The sequence below is a fragment of the Fulvivirga imtechensis AK7 genome, from assembly GCF_000331535.1.
Taxonomy (GTDB): Bacteria; Bacteroidota; Bacteroidia; order Cytophagales; family Cyclobacteriaceae; genus Fulvivirga; species Fulvivirga imtechensis.
The window spans coordinates 1-22,097 of the sequence record NZ_AMZN01000139.1; the positions used below are offsets into that span (position 1 = coordinate 1).

20 protein-coding genes are annotated in these 22,097 nt (G+C 42.5%); 10 read left to right on the plus strand and 10 right to left on the minus strand.

All coding sequences use genetic code 11. The features are described from left to right. Positions 1–433 precede the first annotated feature (433 nt). The 4 genes from C900_RS26780 to C900_RS26795 are packed head-to-tail and all read right to left on the minus strand — an operon-like array spanning position 434 to position 4,386. Positions 434–1,360 carry a rhomboid family intramembrane serine protease gene (locus C900_RS26780; RefSeq protein ID WP_009583626.1) on the minus strand — a complete coding sequence of 309 codons (927 nt, stop codon included), beginning with the start codon at positions 1,358–1,360 and terminating at the stop codon, positions 434–436. A gap of 11 nt (positions 1,361–1,371) precedes the next feature. After that, complete coding sequence (locus C900_RS26785; RefSeq protein ID WP_009583627.1) at positions 1,372–2,166, minus strand: rhomboid family intramembrane serine protease; 795 nt, start codon at positions 2,164–2,166, stop codon at positions 1,372–1,374. Between the two features lie 3 nt (positions 2,167–2,169). Next, positions 2,170–4,011 carry a DNA mismatch repair endonuclease MutL gene (gene mutL, locus C900_RS26790; RefSeq protein ID WP_009583628.1) on the minus strand — a complete coding sequence of 614 codons (1,842 nt, stop codon included), beginning with the start codon at positions 4,009–4,011 and terminating at the stop codon, positions 2,170–2,172. A gap of 18 nt (positions 4,012–4,029) precedes the next feature. Next, entirely contained in the window at positions 4,030–4,386 is a 357-nt protein-coding gene (locus tag C900_RS26795; RefSeq protein WP_009583629.1) for a hypothetical protein, read from the minus strand. Between the two features lie 127 nt (positions 4,387–4,513). Here C900_RS26795 and C900_RS26800 point away from each other — a divergent pair, with 127 nt between their 5' ends. The 3 genes from C900_RS26800 (at position 4,514) to C900_RS26810 (ending at position 9,300) form a co-directional block, all read left to right on the plus strand. After that, on the plus strand, positions 4,514–7,420 hold the full coding sequence (locus C900_RS26800) for a serine hydrolase domain-containing protein (RefSeq protein ID WP_009583630.1): 2,907 nt from the start codon (positions 4,514–4,516) through the stop codon (positions 7,418–7,420). A gap of 11 nt (positions 7,421–7,431) precedes the next feature. Next, positions 7,432–8,574 (plus strand): N-acetyl-alpha-D-glucosaminyl L-malate synthase BshA, encoded by a 1,143-nt coding sequence (gene bshA / locus C900_RS26805; RefSeq protein WP_009583631.1) that lies wholly within the window; start codon positions 7,432–7,434, stop codon positions 8,572–8,574. Between the two features lie 90 nt (positions 8,575–8,664). Then, a complete protein-coding gene (locus C900_RS26810; protein WP_009583632.1) occupies positions 8,665–9,300 on the plus strand; it encodes a sterol desaturase family protein in 636 nt (211 codons plus the stop codon). 79 nt (positions 9,301–9,379) lie between these two features. Here C900_RS26810 and C900_RS30935 read toward each other — a convergent pair whose 3' ends face one another. Continuing rightward, a complete protein-coding gene (locus tag C900_RS30935) occupies positions 9,380–9,511 on the minus strand; it encodes a hypothetical protein (RefSeq protein ID WP_281169027.1) in 132 nt (43 codons plus the stop codon). Positions 9,512–9,713: 202 nt separating this feature from the next. On the opposite strand from C900_RS30935, the gene C900_RS26815 reads away from it, so the two are divergent. From C900_RS26815 to C900_RS26835, 5 genes are all read left to right on the plus strand, one after another. Beyond that, complete coding sequence (locus tag C900_RS26815) at positions 9,714–10,811, plus strand: vWA domain-containing protein (protein ID WP_009583635.1); 1,098 nt, start codon at positions 9,714–9,716, stop codon at positions 10,809–10,811. A 16-nt stretch (positions 10,812–10,827) separates the two neighbouring features. Next, positions 10,828–12,330, plus strand: a complete 1,503-nt coding sequence (locus C900_RS26820) for a sigma 54-interacting transcriptional regulator (protein ID WP_009583636.1) — start codon at positions 10,828–10,830, stop codon at positions 12,328–12,330. A 3-nt stretch (positions 12,331–12,333) separates the two neighbouring features. Further along, a complete protein-coding gene (locus tag C900_RS26825; protein WP_009583637.1) occupies positions 12,334–12,975 on the plus strand; it encodes an AlbA family DNA-binding domain-containing protein in 642 nt (213 codons plus the stop codon). A 271-nt stretch (positions 12,976–13,246) separates the two neighbouring features. Next, the gene (locus C900_RS26830) at positions 13,247–14,587 is read left to right on the plus strand and encodes a PhoH family protein (RefSeq protein WP_009583638.1); all 1,341 of its coding nucleotides are present in this window, start codon (positions 13,247–13,249) and stop codon (positions 14,585–14,587) included. Between the two features lie 99 nt (positions 14,588–14,686). Continuing rightward, positions 14,687–15,520 carry a DUF3298 and DUF4163 domain-containing protein gene (locus tag C900_RS26835; protein ID WP_009583639.1) on the plus strand — a complete coding sequence of 278 codons (834 nt, stop codon included), beginning with the start codon at positions 14,687–14,689 and terminating at the stop codon, positions 15,518–15,520. A 196-nt stretch (positions 15,521–15,716) separates the two neighbouring features. On the opposite strand, the gene sucD is transcribed toward C900_RS26835, so the two are convergent. Continuing rightward, positions 15,717–16,601 (minus strand): succinate--CoA ligase subunit alpha, encoded by an 885-nt coding sequence (gene sucD, locus C900_RS26840; RefSeq protein WP_009583640.1) that lies wholly within the window; start codon positions 16,599–16,601, stop codon positions 15,717–15,719. Between the two features lie 740 nt (positions 16,602–17,341). Here sucD and C900_RS26845 point away from each other — a divergent pair. Further along, positions 17,342–17,683: a hypothetical protein gene (locus C900_RS26845; RefSeq protein WP_009583642.1), complete on the plus strand. Its 342-nt coding sequence runs from the start codon at positions 17,342–17,344 to the stop codon at positions 17,681–17,683. Positions 17,684–17,893: 210 nt separating this feature from the next. Here C900_RS26845 and C900_RS26850 read toward each other — a convergent pair whose 3' ends face one another. The 3 genes from C900_RS26850 to C900_RS29065 form a co-directional block, all read right to left on the minus strand. Beyond that, a complete protein-coding gene (locus C900_RS26850) occupies positions 17,894–18,499 on the minus strand; it encodes a superoxide dismutase (RefSeq protein WP_009583643.1) in 606 nt (201 codons plus the stop codon). Positions 18,500–18,692: 193 nt separating this feature from the next. After that, positions 18,693–19,139: a nucleoside deaminase gene (locus tag C900_RS26855; protein WP_009583644.1), complete on the minus strand. Its 447-nt coding sequence runs from the start codon at positions 19,137–19,139 to the stop codon at positions 18,693–18,695. After that, positions 19,139–19,696: a hypothetical protein gene (locus tag C900_RS29065; RefSeq protein ID WP_009583645.1), complete on the minus strand. Its 558-nt coding sequence runs from the start codon at positions 19,694–19,696 to the stop codon at positions 19,139–19,141. The genes C900_RS26855 and C900_RS29065 overlap by 1 nt, the downstream gene beginning before the upstream one ends. 84 nt (positions 19,697–19,780) lie before the next feature. On the opposite strand from C900_RS29065, the gene aspS reads away from it, so the two are divergent. Then, complete coding sequence (aspS, locus tag C900_RS26865; protein WP_009583646.1) at positions 19,781–21,526, plus strand: aspartate--tRNA ligase; 1,746 nt, start codon at positions 19,781–19,783, stop codon at positions 21,524–21,526. 100 nt (positions 21,527–21,626) lie between these two features. Here the strand turns inward: aspS and C900_RS26870 are convergent, their stop codons facing one another. Next, positions 21,627–22,007: a VOC family protein gene (locus C900_RS26870; protein ID WP_040497651.1), complete on the minus strand. Its 381-nt coding sequence runs from the start codon at positions 22,005–22,007 to the stop codon at positions 21,627–21,629. Positions 22,008–22,097: the final 90 nt, after the last annotated feature.

Genomic DNA, 22,097 nt, shown 5'->3' on the forward strand with positions numbered 1-22,097 from the left:
TTTATAGTTTAGAGTTTCCTGTTTCCAGTTTATAGTTTAGAGTTTCCTGTTTCCAGTTTATAGTTTAATTTTTGTTCGTTAATTCGTTTAATTGTTGCTTGATTTGCTTGACGTGATATTTTGCTTACAGCTTAAAACTTGTAGCTAAATAGGTCGGTAATTCATATACGCAAACTACTCTCCTCCTGGGAGGAGAAACAGAGGTGGGTAAAAACTGATGTTTGAAATATTTTGCTAACAGCTTGAAGCCCAAAGCTTAATTAAAAAAGAGGTTCTTTGAGTCTGTTTTCAGAATATACATCCCTTTAAATAGGCTCTACTATGCCGAACTCACGTTAAACTGAGAACTGAGAACTGAGAACTGACAAACTGAGAACTGACAAACTGAGAACTGAGAACTGAGAACTGAGAACGGTAAACTGTCAACTGTCAACTATTTCTTACTGGCGTTAAAGAGCTTCTGCTTTTCCTCTTTGGTCAAGCTTTCGTAGCCACGTTCGGAAATTTTGTCCAAAATTGCATCTATTTCATCCTGGCTGGCCTTGGCTGATGAAGACGAGGTTCTTGACGAACCTGATGTTGACCTGGAGCTCGCCGGACGTCCTTTTTTATAGCTAACTTTTATGTTTGACTGCTTGACGAAGAAACTTTTTACAAACCTCCTGAAAGTTGTCACCCAGGCCCCCCAGTCATTCCCCCCTTGGAGTTGCTTAATGTAAATAAACCCTATCAATGCACCTCCGAGGTGCGCTATGTTACCCCCGGCATTGTTTCCCACAGAGCCCAGGAAAGATAACACAATATAAAATGCGGCTATATATTTAATGCGAACCGGACCAAGGAACAATAAAAAGAATGTATAATTTGGAATCAATGTGGCTGCTGCAACTACAACAGCATATACGGCTGCAGATGCCCCGACCATACCACCAAAACCAGATCTGGCAGCATAAAATGGGATAAGGTTATAAACCATCAGGTATGCAATACCTCCCGCCAAAGCACCTAGTACATATAGACTTATCACCTTATCACTACCAAGATACTCGATGATCAGCTTGGCAAACCAGTAAAAGACAAGCATATTGAAAAGGATATGGAAAATATCACTCAGGCTATGCGCAAAAGCATAGGTAACAAGTGTCCATGGGCGAGTCAGGAACTCTCCAAACAGCGGTGGGATACTAAACTGGTCATATATAACCGCAAAAACCTCCCTGAAATTAAAAAGGGAAGAAAAAACATTTAGTACAGCCAGGAACAGAAATACCACCACGTTGATAATAATCAACTGTGTATGTGCACTGTTTGGCCTGTTAAAGGCATTTTTAAAATCGCTTAGAAAACCACCACCATTCATATAATTACAGACTAATAAAACTTATTCCGGTCTTTTTGCCAGATTTTGATCATTATAAATGCGAATATCATACCTCCCAAATGAGCAAAGTGAGCTACATTGTCACCGCTGTCCTGATTCAAACCCGAATATAAGGCTATACCTCCTAAAATCAACACAAGATATTTTGCCTTAATTGGCACTGGTGGTATCAGCAGCATCAGTTGTGTGTTGGGAAACAACAAACCAAAGGCCATCAATATTCCATAAATCGCACCGGAAGCACCCAGCATACTGCTGCCATTCAACAGGTTCTGATAAGTGCTTTTCACTACTGCCTTACTTTCACTAATATAATACGGATCATCAGGATTCTTAGAGAATTCATTGGCAAAATCATACACAGCGCTTCTAAAATACCTGCTGTGCTCATCCACAAACATTGAAAAGTTATCAGGTGTAGGCTCCAGTATGTAGCTGGTCACATCCTTTTCCAGCTCTGACGTTCTCCAGTATTCTATTCCACTGTATAGCACTCCTGCTCCTATCCCTGTCACCAGGTAAAAGATCAGAAATCTTTTTGATCCCCAAAACTGCTCTAATAGAGGCCCCAGGAATACAAGCCCTAACATGTTGAACAGGATATGGCCAAAGCCTCCGTGAGCAAACATATAGGTAAAGTATTGATAGGGTTTAAAGTTGTCTGACTCAATGATCCATAAGGATATTAGTCCGGTAAAATCCATACCACTCAACGTGTATTGAAGTATAAATACAACGATATTGATGATCAGCAGATTTTTAACAACTGGCGTAAGTCTGAACATAAATTACTTATGATTAAAGTAGGTTTCTATTCTGTTTAAATCTAAAATATAGAAAGTTGTTTGGCCATTAGGCGCATAATTCGGAGTGGAGCAGGCAAATAGTTGGTCAATCAGTCCCGACATCTCCTCTTCACTGAGCCTGGCACCTCGTTTTATGGAGGTTCGCTTTGCCAAAGCACGAGCCAGGTTCTCTTTGCGTGGAATAGACAGCTCAGATTTATTCCTTTTAAATTGCTCTATCAGTCCTTCAAATATCTCCTTTTCGTTGGCAGCTCCAATATCAGCCGGCAATCCTTTTATAATAATATCATTTTTACCAAAAGGTTCTACCAAAAAGCCCAAAGCTCTAATCTCCTCCTCCATTTCCATTACGAGGGAGTGGTCGCCAGGGTTTAGCGAAACGGTTTGTGGGAACAAAGATTGTTGAGAAGCGCCCTTACTATTCTTCAGGTGCCCCATATATTTCTCAAATAATATACGCTCGTGTGCCGCCTGCTGGTCGATGATCATCATACCGGATTTCACCTGGGTTACGATGTAGCGGTTGTGCAACTGAAAGATCGAATGACTGTAATCCTCAGGACGTACCTCCTTTCCAGGGGTTTTATTCAACTCGCTTTCAAATGTCAATGTCAGGTGTTCCTCAGGCTGTTGCCGCTCCTCGTCATAACGCTCAGGCGCAAAGGATTTGCCTTGGTGTTCATTGAACAACTTTTCCCAGTTATCCTGGTTAGACCGCTGCAAGGGAGTAGTAGTTCTAAACTGACTATAATTCTTTTCTTTGATCGTTTCCCTGTTGATCGATAGCTTGGACCCCAGATTGATATCTGCGGAAAAATCTAAGGCCGGAGTAATGTTATGTGTTGCCAGGGCTTGTCTTACGGCAGCACTTACTATAGCATATACTGTGCGTTCATCGTCAAACTTGATCTCTGTTTTTGTAGGATGCACGTTCACATCGACATGCACCGGATCGATATCAATAAAAAGTACATAAAAGGGGTAGCTTCCCTCCGGCAGCAACGCCTCAAAAGCATTCATCACCGCGTGATTGAGGTAGTTGCTTCTTACAAATCTGTTATTCACGAAAAAATACTGCTCACCACGTGTTCTCTTGGCAAACTCCGGCTTTCCTATATACCCTTGTATGGAGATATCACCGGTTTGTTCAGCACAGGCTGCCAGTTGCTCTTTATAATTCCTTCCGAATAAATTGACTATCCGCTGGCTCAGCTTCCCGGCAGGCAAATTATAAGTTTCCAGATCATTCTGATATAGAGAAAACGCGACTTCCGGATTGGCCAGCGCCACCCGTTGGAATTCCTCCACAATATGCTTCATCTCCACACCATTGGACTTCAGGAAATTTCTCCTTGCCGGAACATTATAGAAAAGATTCTTAATACAGATTGAGGTCCCTGGTTCGCAAGCCACAGGTTCCTGCCTTTTTACCTCAGAGGCTTCCACGCATATCATAGTGCCAAGCTCCGACTCAGGTTGCCTCGTTTTTATCTCCATTTGCGATACCGCAGCCATTGAGGCCAGCGCTTCCCCCCGGAATCCCATAGTGCGGATGGCAAACAAGTCTTCAGGCTTGATGATCTTGGAAGTGGCATGTCTTTCGAGGCTCATACGCGCATCGGTTTCAGACATTCCCTTCCCGTTGTCTATCACCTGCATGAGGGTCTTACCTGCCTCTTTAACAATCACTTTGATATGTGTGGCATCTGCATCAACAGCATTTTCCAAAAGCTCTTTTATTGCTGATGCCGGACGCTGCACTACTTCACCGGCTGCTATTTGGTTGGCTAACGAATCGGGGAGTAGACGAATAATATCGGGCATGAAACTCTAAAGGCTTTGTTATAATATATGCTTGACTTTAAGATACAATAATACGGAAGAAACTAATAGAAAGATATATAAAGCCACGTTTCCAAAGTACAAATATCCGACAAGACCTGCAGATAACAGCATGATTATTACCATTTGCATGAGTCCTATCGAACTTTTCCTGCTATTTCTTGCTTTTTTAAATGAACCTGAAAGCCTGGAGGCATGCAATGAACCAGCAGAAGAGTGGTCACCCTTTTGCAGTTGTAATTCTCGCTTTATAAGAGATGTGCGCTGCTCTATTTCTTCTTTGACAGGATCGTAGTAGCGGGGAGTGATATTGAACCTCTGATATCTGGGAGTTTTAAAAAGTGAAGGAAATTTCATAAGCTTTATCTGTTTTAAAACCATAATCCGCTAACAGCAAAAGGGCACAGGTTTATGGTTATTTTCCTATCTTAGTAGGATACAAAATTAATTTTTTATTCGTTCTAATCATAAAGGTAACGGCTGCATGATCAAAAAAGTTTTTAGCGCCATTTTACTTATTTTTTCATCCCTAACCCTCTCATTTTCCCAAAATCAGGAGCAGGAAAAATGGGTAGATAGTGTTTTCCAACGACTAAATCTGGAAGAAAAAATTGCTCAGCTCTTTATGGTTCCCGTTTATTCCGGTGGCAACGAGCAGCACTTCCAGGTAGTAGAGAATCTGATCAAAAAATATAACATTGGAGGCCTGATATACATGCAGGGTAACCCTGGCAATCAAATAAAACTCACCAACAGATTTCAGCGCCTGGCCGAGGTACCCCTACTCATAGGCATGGATATGGAATGGGGACCGGGAATGCGTCTCGACAGCACCATCAGTTTTCCACGACAGATGACCCTGGGAGCCATAAAAGATGATAGCCTCATATATGCCATGGGTGCAGAAATAGCCCGTCAGATGAAAATATTGGGCGTTCATATGAATTTCGCTCCTGTAGTAGACATCAACAGCAACCCTAATAATCCCGTAATCGGCACCAGGTCGTTTGGTAGCAATAAAAAGCTGGTGACCGAAAAGGCAATTGCCTATATGAAAGGCCTGCAGGAAAACGGGGTATTAGCCTGTATCAAACACTTTCCCGGGCATGGTGATACCTCACAAGATTCCCATCTGACGCTTCCTGTAGTCGCTCATCAAAAAAAGAGACTGGATACTTTAGAAATATATCCATTCCAGAAGCTTTCATACGCAGGTGTGGCCGCCATAATGACAGGACACCTACACCTACCAGCCCTGGATCCAAGAAAGAACACCCCCGCCTCACTTTCTGAAAAAGTAGTACAAAATGTATTGCGTAAGGAGTTGAAGTATGAGGGATTGGTAATTACAGACGCTCTTAACATGCGCGCTGTTGCCGACCACTATCAACCCGGAGAAACCGAAATAGCTGCTCTGATTGCCGGTAATGACATATTGCTGTTTTCAGAAAATGTAACAGAGGCCATAGCGGCAATAAAGAAAGCTGTGAAAAAGGGAAGAATACCACAGGAGCGGATAAATTCGAGTACAAAAAGAGTATTGCGGGCAAAATACAAGGCTGGTCTTCATCGCTGGAAAACACTCAATACAGATAATGTATCACTGAGATTGAATCGACCGGAAACCACGCTTCTCAATCACAAACTGTACGAAAGATCTGTTACAGTAGTGAAAGATGAGGAGCAAATACTTCCTATCACCATACTTGACAACAAGAATTTTGCTTCGCTGAGTATTGGCGCATCTGGAGAATTTCAGAAATATCTTGATAAATATGTACAATTCAGCCATTATGAAAAGGCGGGTCGTGATGAATCGCTGTTGTATAAGCAGCTCAGAAACTACGATGTAGTGGTAGTCGGCATTTTTGATGATAAGAAAGGCTCTTCTCTCATCACAGATGCTCTTTTGGAAATGCTCAAAAAGCTGGACAAAGAAACCTCCCTGATCATCGCTCACTTTGATACACCGTATATGCTTAAAGCCTTTGACGGATTTAATACTTTAGTCACTGCTTATGTTGATAACCAATACACACAGCAATCGGTGCCTTCGGTTCTTTTTGGTGCGGTACCAGCAGATGCAAGGATACCGGTGGCCGTTTCAAATAAAATTAAGTACGGCCAGGGCATAACAACAAGAGCGATCGGCAGACTCGGCTATTCTATGCCCGAAGGTGTAGGTATGGATAGCCGGATATTGAATAAAATTGATGATATAGCCAGAGAAGCTATTTCAGAACAGGCCACCCCTGGCCTCCAGGTATTAGTAGCAAAAGATGGAAAGATCATTTTTGAAAAATCCTATGGTTACTATACTTACGACAGCATCAGACCTGTTGACGACTACACCATATACGATATTGCATCCGTTACGAAAGTACTCGCCACTATGCAGGCATTTATGTTCCTGGAAGAGCGCGGGTACATAGATCTGGATAAAAAGATATCCGCCTATCTGCCCGACCTTCGCGGTACCAACAAAGAACATATGATCTTGAGAGACATCCTTACTCACCAGGCAGGGTTGTGGCCATACCTCCCCTTTTGGAAGCGAACGATCGAGGATCCTTTTTTACTAAGCAGTCTATACAAAATATACCCTGAATCTGGTTTTCAATACCAGGTCTCTGATGGATTATTTACCTCCAACGTAATGCAGGATACCCTGTGGCGGTGGGTGAAAAATTCCAGGATAAGAGATAAGATGTATAGAAAACCATACGATTACAAATACAGTGACATGGGCTATTATCTCTTGCAAAAGCTCATAGAAAATGTACTGAATCAGCCTATGGACCAGTTTCTACAGCAAAACTTCTATGATCCTATGGGGCTGACCACTATGAGTTATCTGCCGCTTTGCCGTTTTCCACTTTCCAGGGTGGCTCCTACCGAGAGGGATAACTATTTCCGAAACACCCTTGTATATGGTATGGTCCACGACCAGGGAGCCGCTTTATGCGGTGGTGTAGCGGGGCATGCCGGGCTCTTTAGTAGTGCTGTAGACCTGGCCAAGATGATGCAGATGCATCTTCAGGACGGCATCTATGGAGGAATACGCTTTTTTCAGCCCGGAACCATTGAAAAATTTACGGAACAGCAATACCACGGCAACAGACGCGGATTAGGCTGGGATAAGCCTGAAAAGGGAGAACCCAATGGCCCGACCTCCGAGTTTGCTTCGGGAAGGACCTTTGGACACACAGGATTTACAGGCACTGCGGTATGGGCAGACCCTGAATTTAACCTGATATATGTATTTTTGTCAAACAGGATATATCCTGATGCAAATAATACTAAACTAATTAAAAGCAATATCCGTACAAGGATACAGGATTTGATCTACGAGGCTATGTGGAGTTATAAGCAACACCATGACTCGTATTAATATAAAATCAGATGAATATAGGAATTGTATGCTATCCCACCTTTGGCGGTAGCGGAGTAGTAGCAACAGAACTGGGGAAAGCACTAGCCAAAGTCGGCCATAAAATTCATTTTATTACCTATTCGCAGCCCACCAGGCTCGATTTTTTTAATGAAAACTTATATTATCATGAAGTAGAATTCAGATCGTACCCGCTGTTTGAATATCCACCATATGAGCTGGCGCTGGCGAGTAAAATGGTGGATGTAGTAAAGTACGAAAAGCTGGATCTGCTACATGTACACTATGCCATACCGCATGCCTCTGCTGCCTATATGGCCAAGCAGATATTAAAAACGGAAGGAATAAACATACCGGTAGTTACTACGCTTCATGGTACAGATATCACACTGGTGGGAAAAGATGCTTCCTATGCTCCGGTAGTTACGTTTAGCATTAATGCCTCCGATGGCGTAACAGCAGTGTCTGAAGACCTGAAAAAAGATACGTACCTCCACTTCAAGATCACGAAAGATATTCATGTAATCCCAAACTTCATAGATCTTGAGCGGTTCAAAAAACAAAAAAAGGAGCATTTCAAGAGAGCCATATGCCCTAACAATGAAAAGCTCATCGTACACACCTCCAATTTCCGGCCCGTAAAACGCGTGGATGATGTAGTAAGGATATTCTTTAACATCAGGAAGGAAATACCGGCTAAGCTGCTGTTGGTGGGTGATGGCCCTGAAAGGACCAACATCGAAGCGCTTTGTCGCGAATTAGGCACCTGCGATGATATCCGGTTCCTGGGGAAACTTGAAGCTGTGGAGGAAGTATTATCAGTTGCCGATCTGTTTATTATGCCTTCTGAAAAAGAAAGCTTTGGTCTGGCAGCATTGGAAGCAATGGCCTGTGAAGTACCGGTGGTATCCACCAACACTGGTGGACTGCCTGAACTCAACATCAACGGAAAAACAGGCTTCCTGAGCAAGGTAGGAGATATAGAAGACATGACCAGGAATGCACTCTATATCCTGGATGAAAATAATCTGCCGGTATTTAAACGCAATGCCCTGGAAAGAGCAAAAGAATTTGACATTACCAATATTATGCCTTTATATGAAGAGGTTTACCGCAATGTGCTTGCCTCTCAAAAAGAATTAGAAACAATTTAACGTTTCAGATGTGATATATTTGCCTAGGTTTACCTATTAAAAAATAGTTCTATAATTTAATTTTGTTGAAAGTTATAAAAGATTCATACAATGGCTCAAGCAGCACAACAACATAAACCAACAAACAAAGGCACTACCACCTTGTTTAAAAACCCGATACTTGAAAAATTATCGAGAACACACATAGCTATACCGATCACGCTATTTATATTATATTCAGGGGGGCTACTTTACTGGAGCGTAGTGAATACCAGCCTGGCTCCGTTAACCACTATTGGCTTATTCTTCGTTGGCCTGTTGGCATTTACACTTGTAGAATATGCCATGCACCGTTACCTGTTCCACATGAGTACCTATACCGAGTTGAGAAGGAAAATACAATATAACTTTCACGGGGTGCATCATGACTATCCAAAAGACAAAGACAGGCTGGCGATGCCACCTTTGGTAAGTATTACCATTGCTACCACATTGCTACTTTTATTCCGCCTGATCATGGGTGATTTTGTATTCGCTTTTTTACCAGGCTTTTTGATAGGATATGCCGGCTACCTGTTTGTGCATTACATTGTGCATGCATATCAGCCTCCAAAAAATATCTTCAAAACATTGTGGGTTCATCATGGCATCCATCATTACAAGGATCCTGAAAGGGCTTTTGGAGTTTCTTCGCCTCTGTGGGATTATATTTTCAGGACAATGCCCAGAACACAAAAGAGCAGGTGAGTGCAACAAAGCCAGTAAATATCAAAGCCCTTCAGCAGGGCTTTTTTTATTAACAGCTTTTTTTGAATAAACCCAGTGGTCAAATTTTTTCTTCAACCCTTACATCCTTCTTTTCCTTCACGGGTTCTTTGGCATAAGTAGGACAAGTATATGTTGAACAAGCCGATGCTAACAATCCAACTGCGAGTATTACAACTATAGACTTTTTCATAAGCATTGAAGTTTATATTGAGTTAACAAAATTGATTATCTTAAAGTTTGGCAAAATTAAAATCAAAAACCATGCTAAACATGCGAAAATCCTTACATGTCGGATCAAAGCATAAAATTACACTGAATTAAATCCCAATATTGAACAGAACGTATTTTTTTAGGGTTTAAGTCTTAATGCGTATACTTTATTTTCGGTAACCATGGTAGGACACAGATTTACAAAATACATACCCGATCCGGACCAGGAGAAGTCCGATTTCGAAAAACTGCTTGACGTTTTTCTACAGCTTATAGTTATCACCGGAGGAGACGTGTCTGAGACGTTAGCATGGCTCAACAATCTTGACCGTGAGTATAAATTAACGGATGATAGCTATGGTATTGGCGACTTCATAGAAGAGTTAAAAGAAAAAGGATACCTGACAGATGAAACGCCTCAGGGAGTTTTTGCTATAACCGGCAAATCCGAACAGAGGATGAGGTCCGGTGCATTGGAGGAGATTTTTGGTAAGCTAAAAAAATCACGTAAAGGTGACCATAGAACACCTTTTGGTGGCCTGGGTGATGAAGCAAGTACCGATAAAAGAGAATACCAGTTTGGCGATACCCTGGAGCAGTTATCCGTTACCGATTCATTACGGAATGCCCAGATCAACCATGGTCTGGACAATTTCATGATGACTGAAGATGACCTGGAAGTAGTAGAAAGTGAGTACAAGACACAAACATCAACAGCTTTAATGATCGATGTTTCGCATTCAATGATCCTTTATGGAGAAGACCGAATAACTCCTGCCAAGAAAGTAGCCATGGCGCTGGCAGAGTTGATCACAAAGAAATACCCGAAAGATACGCTGGATATTATTGCTTTTGGTAACGATGCCTGGCAGATAGAGATCAAGGACCTGCCTTATTTGCAGGTAGGGCCGTATCATACCAACACCGTGGCGGGCCTGGAGTTAGCCATGGACCTGCTTAGAAGGAGAAAAAATACAAACAAGCAGATATTTATGATCACCGATGGAAAGCCTACCTGCCTGAAGCAAGGCATCAAATACTATAAAAACAGCTTTGGGTTGGATCCAAAAATCATCAATAAAACATTAAATCTGGCTAAGCAATGTCGTAAGTTGCACATACCTGTCACCACCTTTATGATCGCCTCCGACCCCTACCTGAAAGAATTTGTGAAAGAATTCACACAGGTAAACAACGGCAATGCGTATTATAGTAGTCTGAAAGGCCTCGGCCATCTGATATTTGAAGACTACAGAAGAAATAGAAGAAAGAAATTTTAAAGCCCTATCATATACAATGACACCATTTAGTGAGATCAAAACACTTGGAGCATTAAAAGCGGCAGGTTATACCACCCGTTCTGTAAAACAAGAACTGCGGGATAACCTGATCAAAAAAATAAGAGCTAAGGAAAATGTGTTCGAAGGCATCTGGGGGTATGAAGAAACAGTGATCCCGGATATGGAGCGGGCCATACTTTCTATGCATGATATCAATTTGCTCGGACTGCGCGGTCAGGCAAAGACTCGCATGGCCAGGATGATGACACACCTGCTAGATGAATACATTCCGGTTATTGAAGGATCAGAGCTAAACGATGATCCCTTTCATCCTATTTCCAGGTACGGCCGCGATCTGGTAGCCGAAAGGGGCGATGATACGCCTATTAGCTGGCTGCATAGGCATGAGCGTTATTCTGAAAAGCTGGCTACTCCTGATGTCTCCATTGCCGACCTTATTGGCGATGTCGACCCCATAAAAGCCGCTACCCTGAAGTTGCCATATTCTGATGAACGGGTCATCCATTTTGGACTGATCCCACGCTCGCACAGGGGTATTTTTGTGATCAACGAGCTCCCTGACCTACAGGCACGGATACAGGTTGCCCTCTTCAATATTTTACAGGAAGGTGACATTCAGATACGTGGGTTTAAAGTCAGGATGCCGCTGGATATACAATTTGTGTTCACAGCCAACCCTGAAGATTACACCAACCGTGGTAGTATTGTTACGCCATTGAAAGATAGAATAGATAGCCAGATCATTACCCACTACCCCAAAGACCTGCAGGTGGCAAAGAAAATAACCGCTCAGGAGGCACATATAAAAAAGGAGCAGGAAGACACAATAACCATAAGTGAAATTGCCAAAGACCTGATCGAGCAAATTGCCTTCGAGGCGCGTAGCAGCGAATATGTGGATGCTAAAAGTGGTGTGTCTGCCCGGTTGACCATCTCTGCTTATGAAAACCTGATGAGTGCTGCTGAAAGAAGGGCTTTGTACAATGGCGGACGCACCCATGTGAGAGTATCTGACCTGTATGGCGTTGTTCCTTCTATTACCGGTAAGGTAGAACTGGTGTACGAGGGAGAGCAGGAAGGCCCGGGGATAGTGGCGCACAACCTGGTGGGCAAGGCAATTAGAACACAATTTGTTAATTTCTTTCCCAACCCTGAAAAAATAAGAAAGCAGAAAGAAGGAAATCCATACAAAGAGATCATTGACTGGTTTGGAAATAATACGCTCGATCTGCTCAACGATTATGATAATCAGGCATATGAGAAGACGATGCATAAGGTGCCGGGATTGAAAGAGTTGATCCATACTTACCATAAAGCGGCCGACCATAGTACAAAATTATTTTTAATGGAGTTTGCGCTTCACGGACTGGCAGAATATAGTATGCTCAGCAAACATCAACTGGTACGGGGATTACAATTTAAAGACCTGTTGAGCAGTATGTTTACCATGCCGGGGCCGGGAGATGAGGATGATCCTATGGAAGATGATGACTACTGATTTATGGATTTTAGTGATATCAAAAAGCTGGCTTCGCATGGAGAATCAGACACCATAGAGTTTAAGAGAAAAGCAGCTCATCCGGATAAAATAGTAAAAGAACTAGTGGCTTTCGCCAATAGCAAAGGAGGCTTTTTACTCGTAGGTGTTAATGATGATGGCTCTATTCCCGGACTTAAATTTCCGGAAGATGAAGCTTATGCTTTAGACCAGGCCATAGTACGGTATTGTAAGCCTCCCCTGCGTTTGGAGCATGAAATTGTCCCTATCTCCGATAACCGTTCCGTACTTGTCTACAATGTTAAACCGAGTCGTAAAAAGCCACACTATGTAATTGAAAACTTTGACACACGCTGGGGGCAGGCATTTGTGAGGGTAGAAGACAAGAGTATCAAAGCCAGCAAAGAAGTACGTGAAATATTAAAAAGAAGTAATCGTAAAAAGGATATAAAATTTAACTTTGGTGAAAAGGAAAGACTACTGATCGACTACCTGGATAAACATAGGTACATAACACTGCCACAATTTAAGGAACTGGCCGGTCTGACCACCTACATGGCCTCCCGGACACTGGTGCTGCTGGTGCTGGCAAATGTGCTAAAAATTGAACCCAGCGATAAGAATGACAAATATATGATCAAATAATATTGTGGATCGGGGGCGTACCAGAAACAGAAAAAACCGGTATTAAAAAACTTTTTCACAATCTACTTTGCCCTTAATAAAAGTTATTTATTTTTGATCAGTTACAATGCTTTAAGTTAAAATCGTCATCCCGACTCTGCAGTGATCTATGCACAAGTAACTGCTTAAAAGGTGTATAGATCTCTCGCTTGGGATTGAGATGATTGTGCTTCTTAGGAACGCTTTTCTTAACTTAATAGCATTGATCCCCGGTTTATCAATTCTTAGGTGTATGGCTCAAGAGAAGAGTAAAGAGAAAAAAATTTTTGTTTTAGATACTTCAGTAATCATATTCGAGCATAATTCTATTATGAATTTTGCGGAGCATGATATTGGCATTCCTATAACCGTGCTCGAAGAACTGGACCAGTTCAAAAAAGGAAATGACACGAAAAACTTTGAAGCTCGTGAATTCATCAGGCTACTGGACAAGCTTGCCAAGGATCAGATGCTTCACAACTGGAACCCACTAAACGGAAAGGGAAAGGGCAATTTCAAAGTACTGATGCATGCCAAGAGTAAAATAGATGCCAATGAAGTATTCGATGAAGAAAAAGCTGACCACCGTATACTGAACTCGGCGCTTCAACTACAGCAGGAAGCTAAAGGTAAAAAGGTGATCCTGGTATCTAAGGACATCAATCTAAGACTTAAAGCAAAGTCGCTGGGCCTTCCTGCCGAAGATTATAATACTGGTAAGGTAAAGAACGTAAGCACACTATATACAGGTAAAACTGTTCATGACAGAACCTCTCCTGATAAGATAAACGAGCTTTATGAGCAGGGTTCCTGCGATGCAGCCGAAGTTTTAGGATCAAAAAAGCCGCTGAAAAATAACTACTATATTTTAAAGAGTGGCAAAAAATCCATTTTGGCCTACTACAACCCTGCTACTGAAAAAATAGAGCATGTTGAAAAAAGAGCCGCTTATGGTATAAAGCCGAGAAATGCTGAACAGACATTTGCTATTCACGCCATTCTGAATCCCGATATTAAGCTGGTAACAATGCAGGGTGTTGCCGGTACAGGCAAAACACTTATTGCTCTGGCAGCAGCGCTCGAGCAAAAACGAAATTTTAAGCAGATATACCTGGCAAGGCCGATCGTTCCGCTAAGCAATAAGGATATTGGCTACTTGCCGGGAGACATCAAGTCAAAGCTTAACCCATACATGGAGCCTCTTTGGGATAACCTGAAATTCATTCAGAATCAGTACCATGAAACAGACAAAGAGTATTCAAAACTTACGGAAATGGTTAACCACGAAAAGCTGGTGATCACTCCACTGGCATATATTCGTGGGCGAAGCTTATCCAATATCTGCTTCATAGTTGATGAGGCACAAAACCTTACTCCGCATGAGGTGAAGACCATCATTACCAGGGCAGGAGAAAATACTAAGATCATTTTTACAGGAGATATTTATCAAATAGACACGCCATACCTGGATTCCCAAAGTAATGGATTATCTTACCTTATTGACAGGGTGAAGAATCATGAGCTATATGCCCATATCACGCTTGAGAAGGGAGAAAGATCTGAATTGGCCAATTTGGCGAATGAGTTGTTGTAGTAAGCGAAAAACATCGCGGTGGGTCCTTAGGTTACATTAATAAGTTGTAAAGACTTAAAATGGCTTAGTGTCTCGAAATATTTTTTATAACTTTCGAAAATGAACACCAAAACCAACCTGCTTTTTGCAATATTGCTACTATTAATATGCATTGGTTGCGATCAAAATACAGAGCGCAATACTGATACTGCAGATATTACTGACGAAGAGTATGCGGACTCCACATATTATGAATTTACTGCTTTCTCAAGAGAATATGGAGAGTGTGGAACAGATACCTCGGCCTACTGTACAAGAATAAACCTGAGCTACCCCGAATTTAAGTTCAGCGAAAATGAGGCAGCAGTCGAAAAAATAAATGCAACAATAGAGGAGCATCTGCTTAATCAGCTTTATCCTGACACTGTTGATAATAAAACCATGGAAATGGCTGCGGCTCGCTTCATCAATGATTATAAGGAAATCAAGGCTGCTTTTGGTGAAGCATTTGGTTGGTACGCCAAAATAAATGGAAATGTATTGAGAAATGACACTGCCACCATTACAGTGGAGCTGGTCACCGACATGTATACCGGAGGAGCCCATGGAAACGTCAACCTTCAATACTTCAACTTTGAACCGAACACCGGCAATAAGCTCCCTCTGAGTAGTCTTTTTAAGGCCAATTATGAGTCTCAGCTTAATAAAATAGTCGAAAAGAAATTCAGGGAGACCTATCACATATCGCCTGACAAAGATTTAAGTGATGAAGGGTACCAATTCGAAGAAGGCAAATACTACAATCCCGAGAACTTCGCCATTTTGAAAGATGGTATAAAATTCTTTTACAACAGTTACGAAATCGCCCCTTACTCCAGTGGTCCATCGGAGGTTTTCATTCCTTTTAAGAGTTTAAAGCCGATATTAAAGGTGGGTGTGACCCCTGTGAGCTAAAGAGGGCCGGTGTGGCGTATATGAATATTAATTAAAAATAAAAAGAGACAATCTCAAAAGTCGTCTTCTGACGTCATCCTGAACTTGATTCAGGATCTCCTGATTAGTTTCTGCCCATTTCCAGGGGATTCCAAATCAAGTTTGGGATGACGAGTGACTTTTGAGACAGCCTCTTTATCTACAATTATTTATATCCTTAGGCAGGATTCTTCTCAAGTGCCTTACGCATTGTTTCTCCTATATCTGCTGGTGACGCTACTACATGAATACCACACTCACCCATAATCTTCATTTTAGCAGCGGCAGTGTCATCAGCTCCACCAATGATAGCCCCGGCATGTCCCATTCGCTTACCTTTAGGAGCAGTTTGTCCTGCTATAAACCCAACAACAGGTTTAGGGTTACCTTGTGCCTTTATCCATCGCGCAGCCTCAGCCTCATAGTTACCACCGATCTCCCCTATCATCACTATTGCATCCGTTTCAGGGTCATTCATGAGCAGTTCTACAGCCTGCTTTGTTGAGGTTCCGATAATTGGATCACCACCGATTCCAATAGCTGTTGAGATCCCTAACCCTGCCTTTACCACCTGGTCGGCCGCCTCGTAGGTGAGCGTACCGGATTTCGACACAATACCAACTCTCCCCTGCTTAAACACGAAACCGGGCATAATTCCAACCTTTGCCTCTCCCGGAGTGATCACCCCGGGGCAGTTAGGGCCCACAAGCGTCACATTTCTGTCTTTGATGTATTCTTTCGCCATCATCATGTCTTTGGTAGGGATTCCTTCTGTAATGGCAATAATTACCTTTATGCCAGCATCGGCTGCCTCCATAATAGCATCGGCTGCGAATGCAGGAGGCACGAAAATAATGGAAACATCAGCTCCTGTTTTTTCTACAGCTTCTTTCACTGTATTGAAAACCGGCTTGTCCAAATGCTTCTGGCCACCTTTTCCAGGTGTAACACCGCCAACTACATTGGTACCATATTCTATCATTTGCTCGGCATGGAAAGTGCCTTCAGAACCTGTGAAGCCCTGAACTATAACTTTTGAATCTTTATTTACTAAAACGCTCATGAATCGTGGATTAAAAATTTGCCACAAAAATATAACATTATATGGCTTTCGCAAAGCTATTACTCACGGAGGTGCATTTCCCGGATCGGGCGGCACTTTCAGAGACAAAATGGGGTGGTCTCAAAAGTCGCCTTCCCACGTCATCCTGTCCCGATAGCGGTATCAGGATCAGGATCCACTGATTAGTTTCTGTTCATTTCCAGGGATTCTAAATCAAGTTTGGAATGACGACCGACTTTTGAGACAGCCTCGTCAATAAGAAAGAAGTATTAGATTTCGATATAAACTCATGACAGGTCCCACACCGTCCTGTTTGAACAGGTATAAAACCCCCTCCTGGCGCGGAAGTTACTTCCGTGACATAGCCATGCAGCAAGTCAGCAGGTAAAATCAAAGTAAGCCTGAGAATGGAAAGTGGGTGAAACACGGAAGTAACTTCCGCACTAGTTGCTGATGACTGTGCTTTTTAGGAACGCTTTCTTAACTCAATAACATCAGCAGGGGCTATAAGTGGGTTAATACTAAAACTCCAACTTTTCTACGGGCCAATGCCCTGCTATTGTGCAGGATCGTTCGCCTGGTGTTCACTTTCGTAACACATATTAGAGTCATAAAAACGTAATTATCTGAAAATCAATGCGCTAACAAATGTGGCATTCCAGTTGCAAATAAGTGATTAAGGTCAAAATCCTGGCCCGGCTCCGGTCGGGCTGGGAAACTCAAAATAAACAACAACTCTTATGAAAAATTTATTTCCAATTTCGGTAGTATGTTTGTTGCTACTTGTGGCAGCAAATGTAATGGGCGGCAACACGAAACCACACGGTGGTGATAACAGGAAAGATACACACAAATTTGAACATCCGGCATTGGATTTGAAACTATTGGAAAGTTACTACTCTCCGGGAAGAGCGGTTGAAGAAGAAATCATTTACAAATTCTATGACTCAAAAGATAATCTCATTTTTACAACAACAACAAAGGTCAATGACAACAAAGGGAAAGAGCTTTCCATTCTTCTCAACAAAAGTGACTTTCTGATGGATTTTCAGAACATTTCGTTTTATAGGATCAATAAGTAGTGTTTGTAAGAAAACTCTAAGTGTCTTTAAGAAAACGTTAAGGTTAAGGCTTGTGAAGTACTAAAAAGCGGGGTCCCGTACAGTTGTAGGGATAAGTATTTTTGGGACGAGCATAACGCAGACATTGGCGTTTTCTTAGAGGCACTAAGTAGTTCTCGATTACAGTTGAATGCAAAGGCTGCCCCCGAACAGGAAGGCAGCCTTTCTTTTTTATTTATTTTCAGCGTAGCGCTTAGCCACTTCATCCCAATTGATCACATTCCAGAAGGCGCCAATGTAGTCGGGTCTTCTGTTCTGATAATTCAGATAGTAAGCATGCTCCCACACATCAAGCCCCAAAACAGGGATACCACCACAGCCAACATTAGGCATCAGGGTGTTATCTTGATTAGGAGTGGAACATACCTCTAGTTTACCGCCTGTATGCACACATAACCATGCCCATCCGGAGCCAAATTGAGTAGCCGCAGCATCAGAAAACTTTTGCTTAAAGTTATCGAAAGAGCCAAAAGCTGAGTTGATTGCATCTGCCAATTCACCGGAAGGAGCTCCCCCTCCATTAGGCGACATTACTTTCCAGAAAAGATTGTGATTGTAATAACCTCCGCCATTATTTCTTACTGCTTTATTGTCACTATGTTTAGCCAGGATCTCTTCGATGGTCTTACCATCCATCTCAGTTCCTTTAATCGCGTCATTCAGTTTGCTTGTATAGGCCGCGTGATGCTTTCCATGGTGGATTTCCATGGTTCTCGCATCTATGTGCGGTTCCAAAGCATCATGCTTGTACGGTAAATCAGGTAATTCGAAAGCCATAATTATTGGTTTTTTAAGTTTAACAATTCGTTAATTCATTTCTCACAAGAGCCGGTGGGGTTATGTTATCAACAGTCCGAAATTTCAGCCCTTGCTTTTTTAATTGATCCAAATATACATAGCATGGGCAAACAATAAAATTATGTATGTTAACTTCTATTGATCAGTTGATTGCATTTATCTATTGACATGTTTACCGCAAGTTTTTAAAAAAATCAACCACCAGAGCACCTGCCTCTCCGGCAAATGGCCCCCTGACCACCTCTGTTCTTGGGTGGATAAGCTTTGGGTTGAGAATAGTGTATCCTCTTTTATCATCGGCTGCCGCATATACCAGCTTTCCTAACTGCCCCCAGTAAAGTGCCCCGGCACACATGCCACAAGGCTCAAGGGTAACGTATAGTGAACAATCGGAAAGGTATTTTGTTCCTAAATAATTTGCTGCAGCGGTCAGGGCCAGCATTTCTGCATGGGCAGTAGGATCATTCAGCTTCTCTACCTGATTGTATGCCCGGGCTATGATCCTATTATTAGCCACCACGACTGCCCCTACTGGTATTTCACCCTCCTCTTTTGCTAACAACGCCTGCTTGAGCGCCTCCCGCATATAATGTTCATCACTATGGATAGATAATGTCATCAGATGCCGTTTTTAACCTTCACGCTGTTCATTATCTCTGGCACAACAGGTTGCCACTGGCCCTTTAGCTGAACAGGGCTGTTAAAGCTAAATACCAGAGTTTTACCATTCATAATAAGATATTGGATGTAGGTATATTTTCTGATGGGTTCCTTTTTATCTAATGAAAGCCTGTCACCTTCAATACGCGATTCAAACTCAAATACTATGAATTTCCTGTTATTGATGACTTTAATATCTTCCTGAATGAAATTGACACGGTCGTACAGGTTGACAAGGCTGGCTTTGAAAAATTCCTTAGCAATTTCCACATCACTTTCTCTCCACTGGGTAGCTGAAATATTAACACTAAAATCCACCATACGGGCATCGTTAGTATAGGCCCCAACAGGCTTCCTAACCGATGGATAACGCTGCGCCATATCACTTTGAGACATAGCATAGAAATTTTTGGGTAAGGAAACTGTAATCTCATCCGAAATTTTTGTTTTTACCAGCTTTTCCTGACCATGAACGATTATGGGCATGAACAATAAAAATATCAATAGTTTTGACATGGCTGTTTATGAAATTTATAGCGTATCTTTTTCACTCAAAATTAATACCATAACTTTGCGGCTTCAAAATTAAAATAATAAAACATGCTTCGAACACATACTTGCGGAGAATTAAGAATAAATGATGTCAATAAAGAGATAATACTTTGCGGATGGGTACAGCGGGTGAGAGATAAAGGGAGTGTTATTTGGGTGGACCTGCGCGACCGCTACGGTATTACCCAGTTGATTTTTGAGGAAACCACCACCGCAGATGAAGTGATCAAAACGGCTAACACGTTGGGACGTGAGTATGTGGTAAAAGCTACAGGAACAGTGGTTGAGCGCATATCTAAAAATGACAAGATATCAACCGGAGACATCGAGATTAAGGTATCCAAACTGGAGATCCTGAACAAGTCAAAAACTCCACCATTTACCATTGAGGATGACACCGATGGTGGTGATGACCTGAGAATGAAATACCGCTATCTGGACCTGCGGAGGGGGCCGGTAAGAGAAAATATGCTGCTACGCCACCGGATGATGCAGGAAACCCGGGCGTACCTGGACGGAAAGAATTTCACCGAAGTAGAAACACCCGTCCTGATCAAATCAACGCCGGAGGGAGCACGCGATTTCGTGGTGCCTTCACGTATGAACCAGGGAGAGTTCTATGCGTTGCCCCAGTCACCACAAACGTTCAAGCAGTTGTTGATGGTTTCCGGCTTTGACCGCTATTTCCAGATCGTAAAGTGCTTCAGGGATGAAGATCTGCGGGCCGATCGCCAGCCGGAGTTCACGCAGATAGACTGTGAAATGTCATTTGTAGAAAGGGAGGACATTCTCACCACCTTCGAGGGACTGATCAGGCACTTGTTTAAAAGTGTTAAAGGCACCGAAATAGGAGAAATAGACCGAATGACCTATGACGATGCCATGAAATATTATGGCTCCGATAAACCTGACACCCGTTTTGATATGAAGTTTGTTGAGCTCAATGACCTGGCACAAGGAAAGGGGTTCAATGTATTTGACAGTGCTGAGCTTGTAGTAGGCATTTGTGCCAAAGGTTGCTCAGAGTACACCAGGAAACAGTTGGATGCACTTACAGATTATGTAAAAAGGCCTCAGATCGGAGCGAAAGGCCTGGTATACGTAAAGTGCAATACTGATGGCTCCTTCAAGTCATCGGTGGATAAGTTCTATGGACCGGATGACCTGCAAGAATGGACGGATAAAATGGGCGCCCAGCCAGGAGACCTGCTGCTGGTACTAAGTGGTGAAGCTGCACACACCAGGAAAGCATTGAACGAGCTGCGACTGCACATGGGTAGTGAGCTGGGTCTGAGAAATAAAAATGATTACAAGGTGCTTTGGGTATTGGACTTCCCGCTACTCGAGTGGGACGAGGAAACACAACGTTACCATGCTATGCACCACCCGTTCACATCACCGGTACCGGAAGACAGAGATAAACTGGAAACTGACCCTGGCGCTGTAAAGGCCAATGCTTACGATATGGTTATCAATGGTGTTGAAGTAGGCGGTGGCTCGATCAGGATCCATGACCGCGAGCTGCAGCAACGTATGTTCAAACAACTCGGCTTTTCCGAGGAAGAGGCTAAAGCACAATTTGGCTTCCTGATGGATGCTTTTGAGTATGGCGCACCTCCACACGGAGGGATTGCCTACGGCTTCGACAGGCTCTGTTCGCTATTCGGAGGATCAGATTCTATCAGAGACTTCATTGCATTCCCTAAAAACAATGCCGGAAGAGATGTTATGATTGACTCACCCAGCCCAATTAATGAAGAACAGTTGAAGGAATTGGGGATTGGGTTGAGGTAGTAGGGAAGAAGGGTCGTTCGGAGCGCCAGATAGCTTTGGTCAATATATAAAAGATCCGCAATCGGAAGAATACTGCCGATTGCGGAGAATTCCGGAGAGACTATTCTCCTGGCGGTGAATACTGCACAATATCAATAGCTACACCGTTCGGATCTTCTATAGCGAAATGACGGTCGCCCCAGGGCTCATCCCGAAGATCAATTTTAATCGGCACGCCCTCCTTTTTTAATGTCGCATATAATTCATCCACATTATTCACCTCTATGGTAAGATAGATGCCTTTCCCCTGAAAGGCCGGATGAAATAATGGTTGTTGAGATGGATGTTCCGGAAGCAAAAAGCTGATTTCAGCTTCGTGATTAGGAGTGTGCAATAGGACATAAAATTCATTTTCAAACGTTACTCCAAAGCCAAGTGTTTTGGTGTAAAATGATTTACTCTCTTCTAAATTTTTAGTGATTATACCCGCGTTCAGTTTCATTTTGTTTACATTTTTAGCAGTTTGACTATTTTGTGCAAGAAGGTTTGCCGAAAGGCAAACCATGATAATAATTGATAGTGATCTCATGGT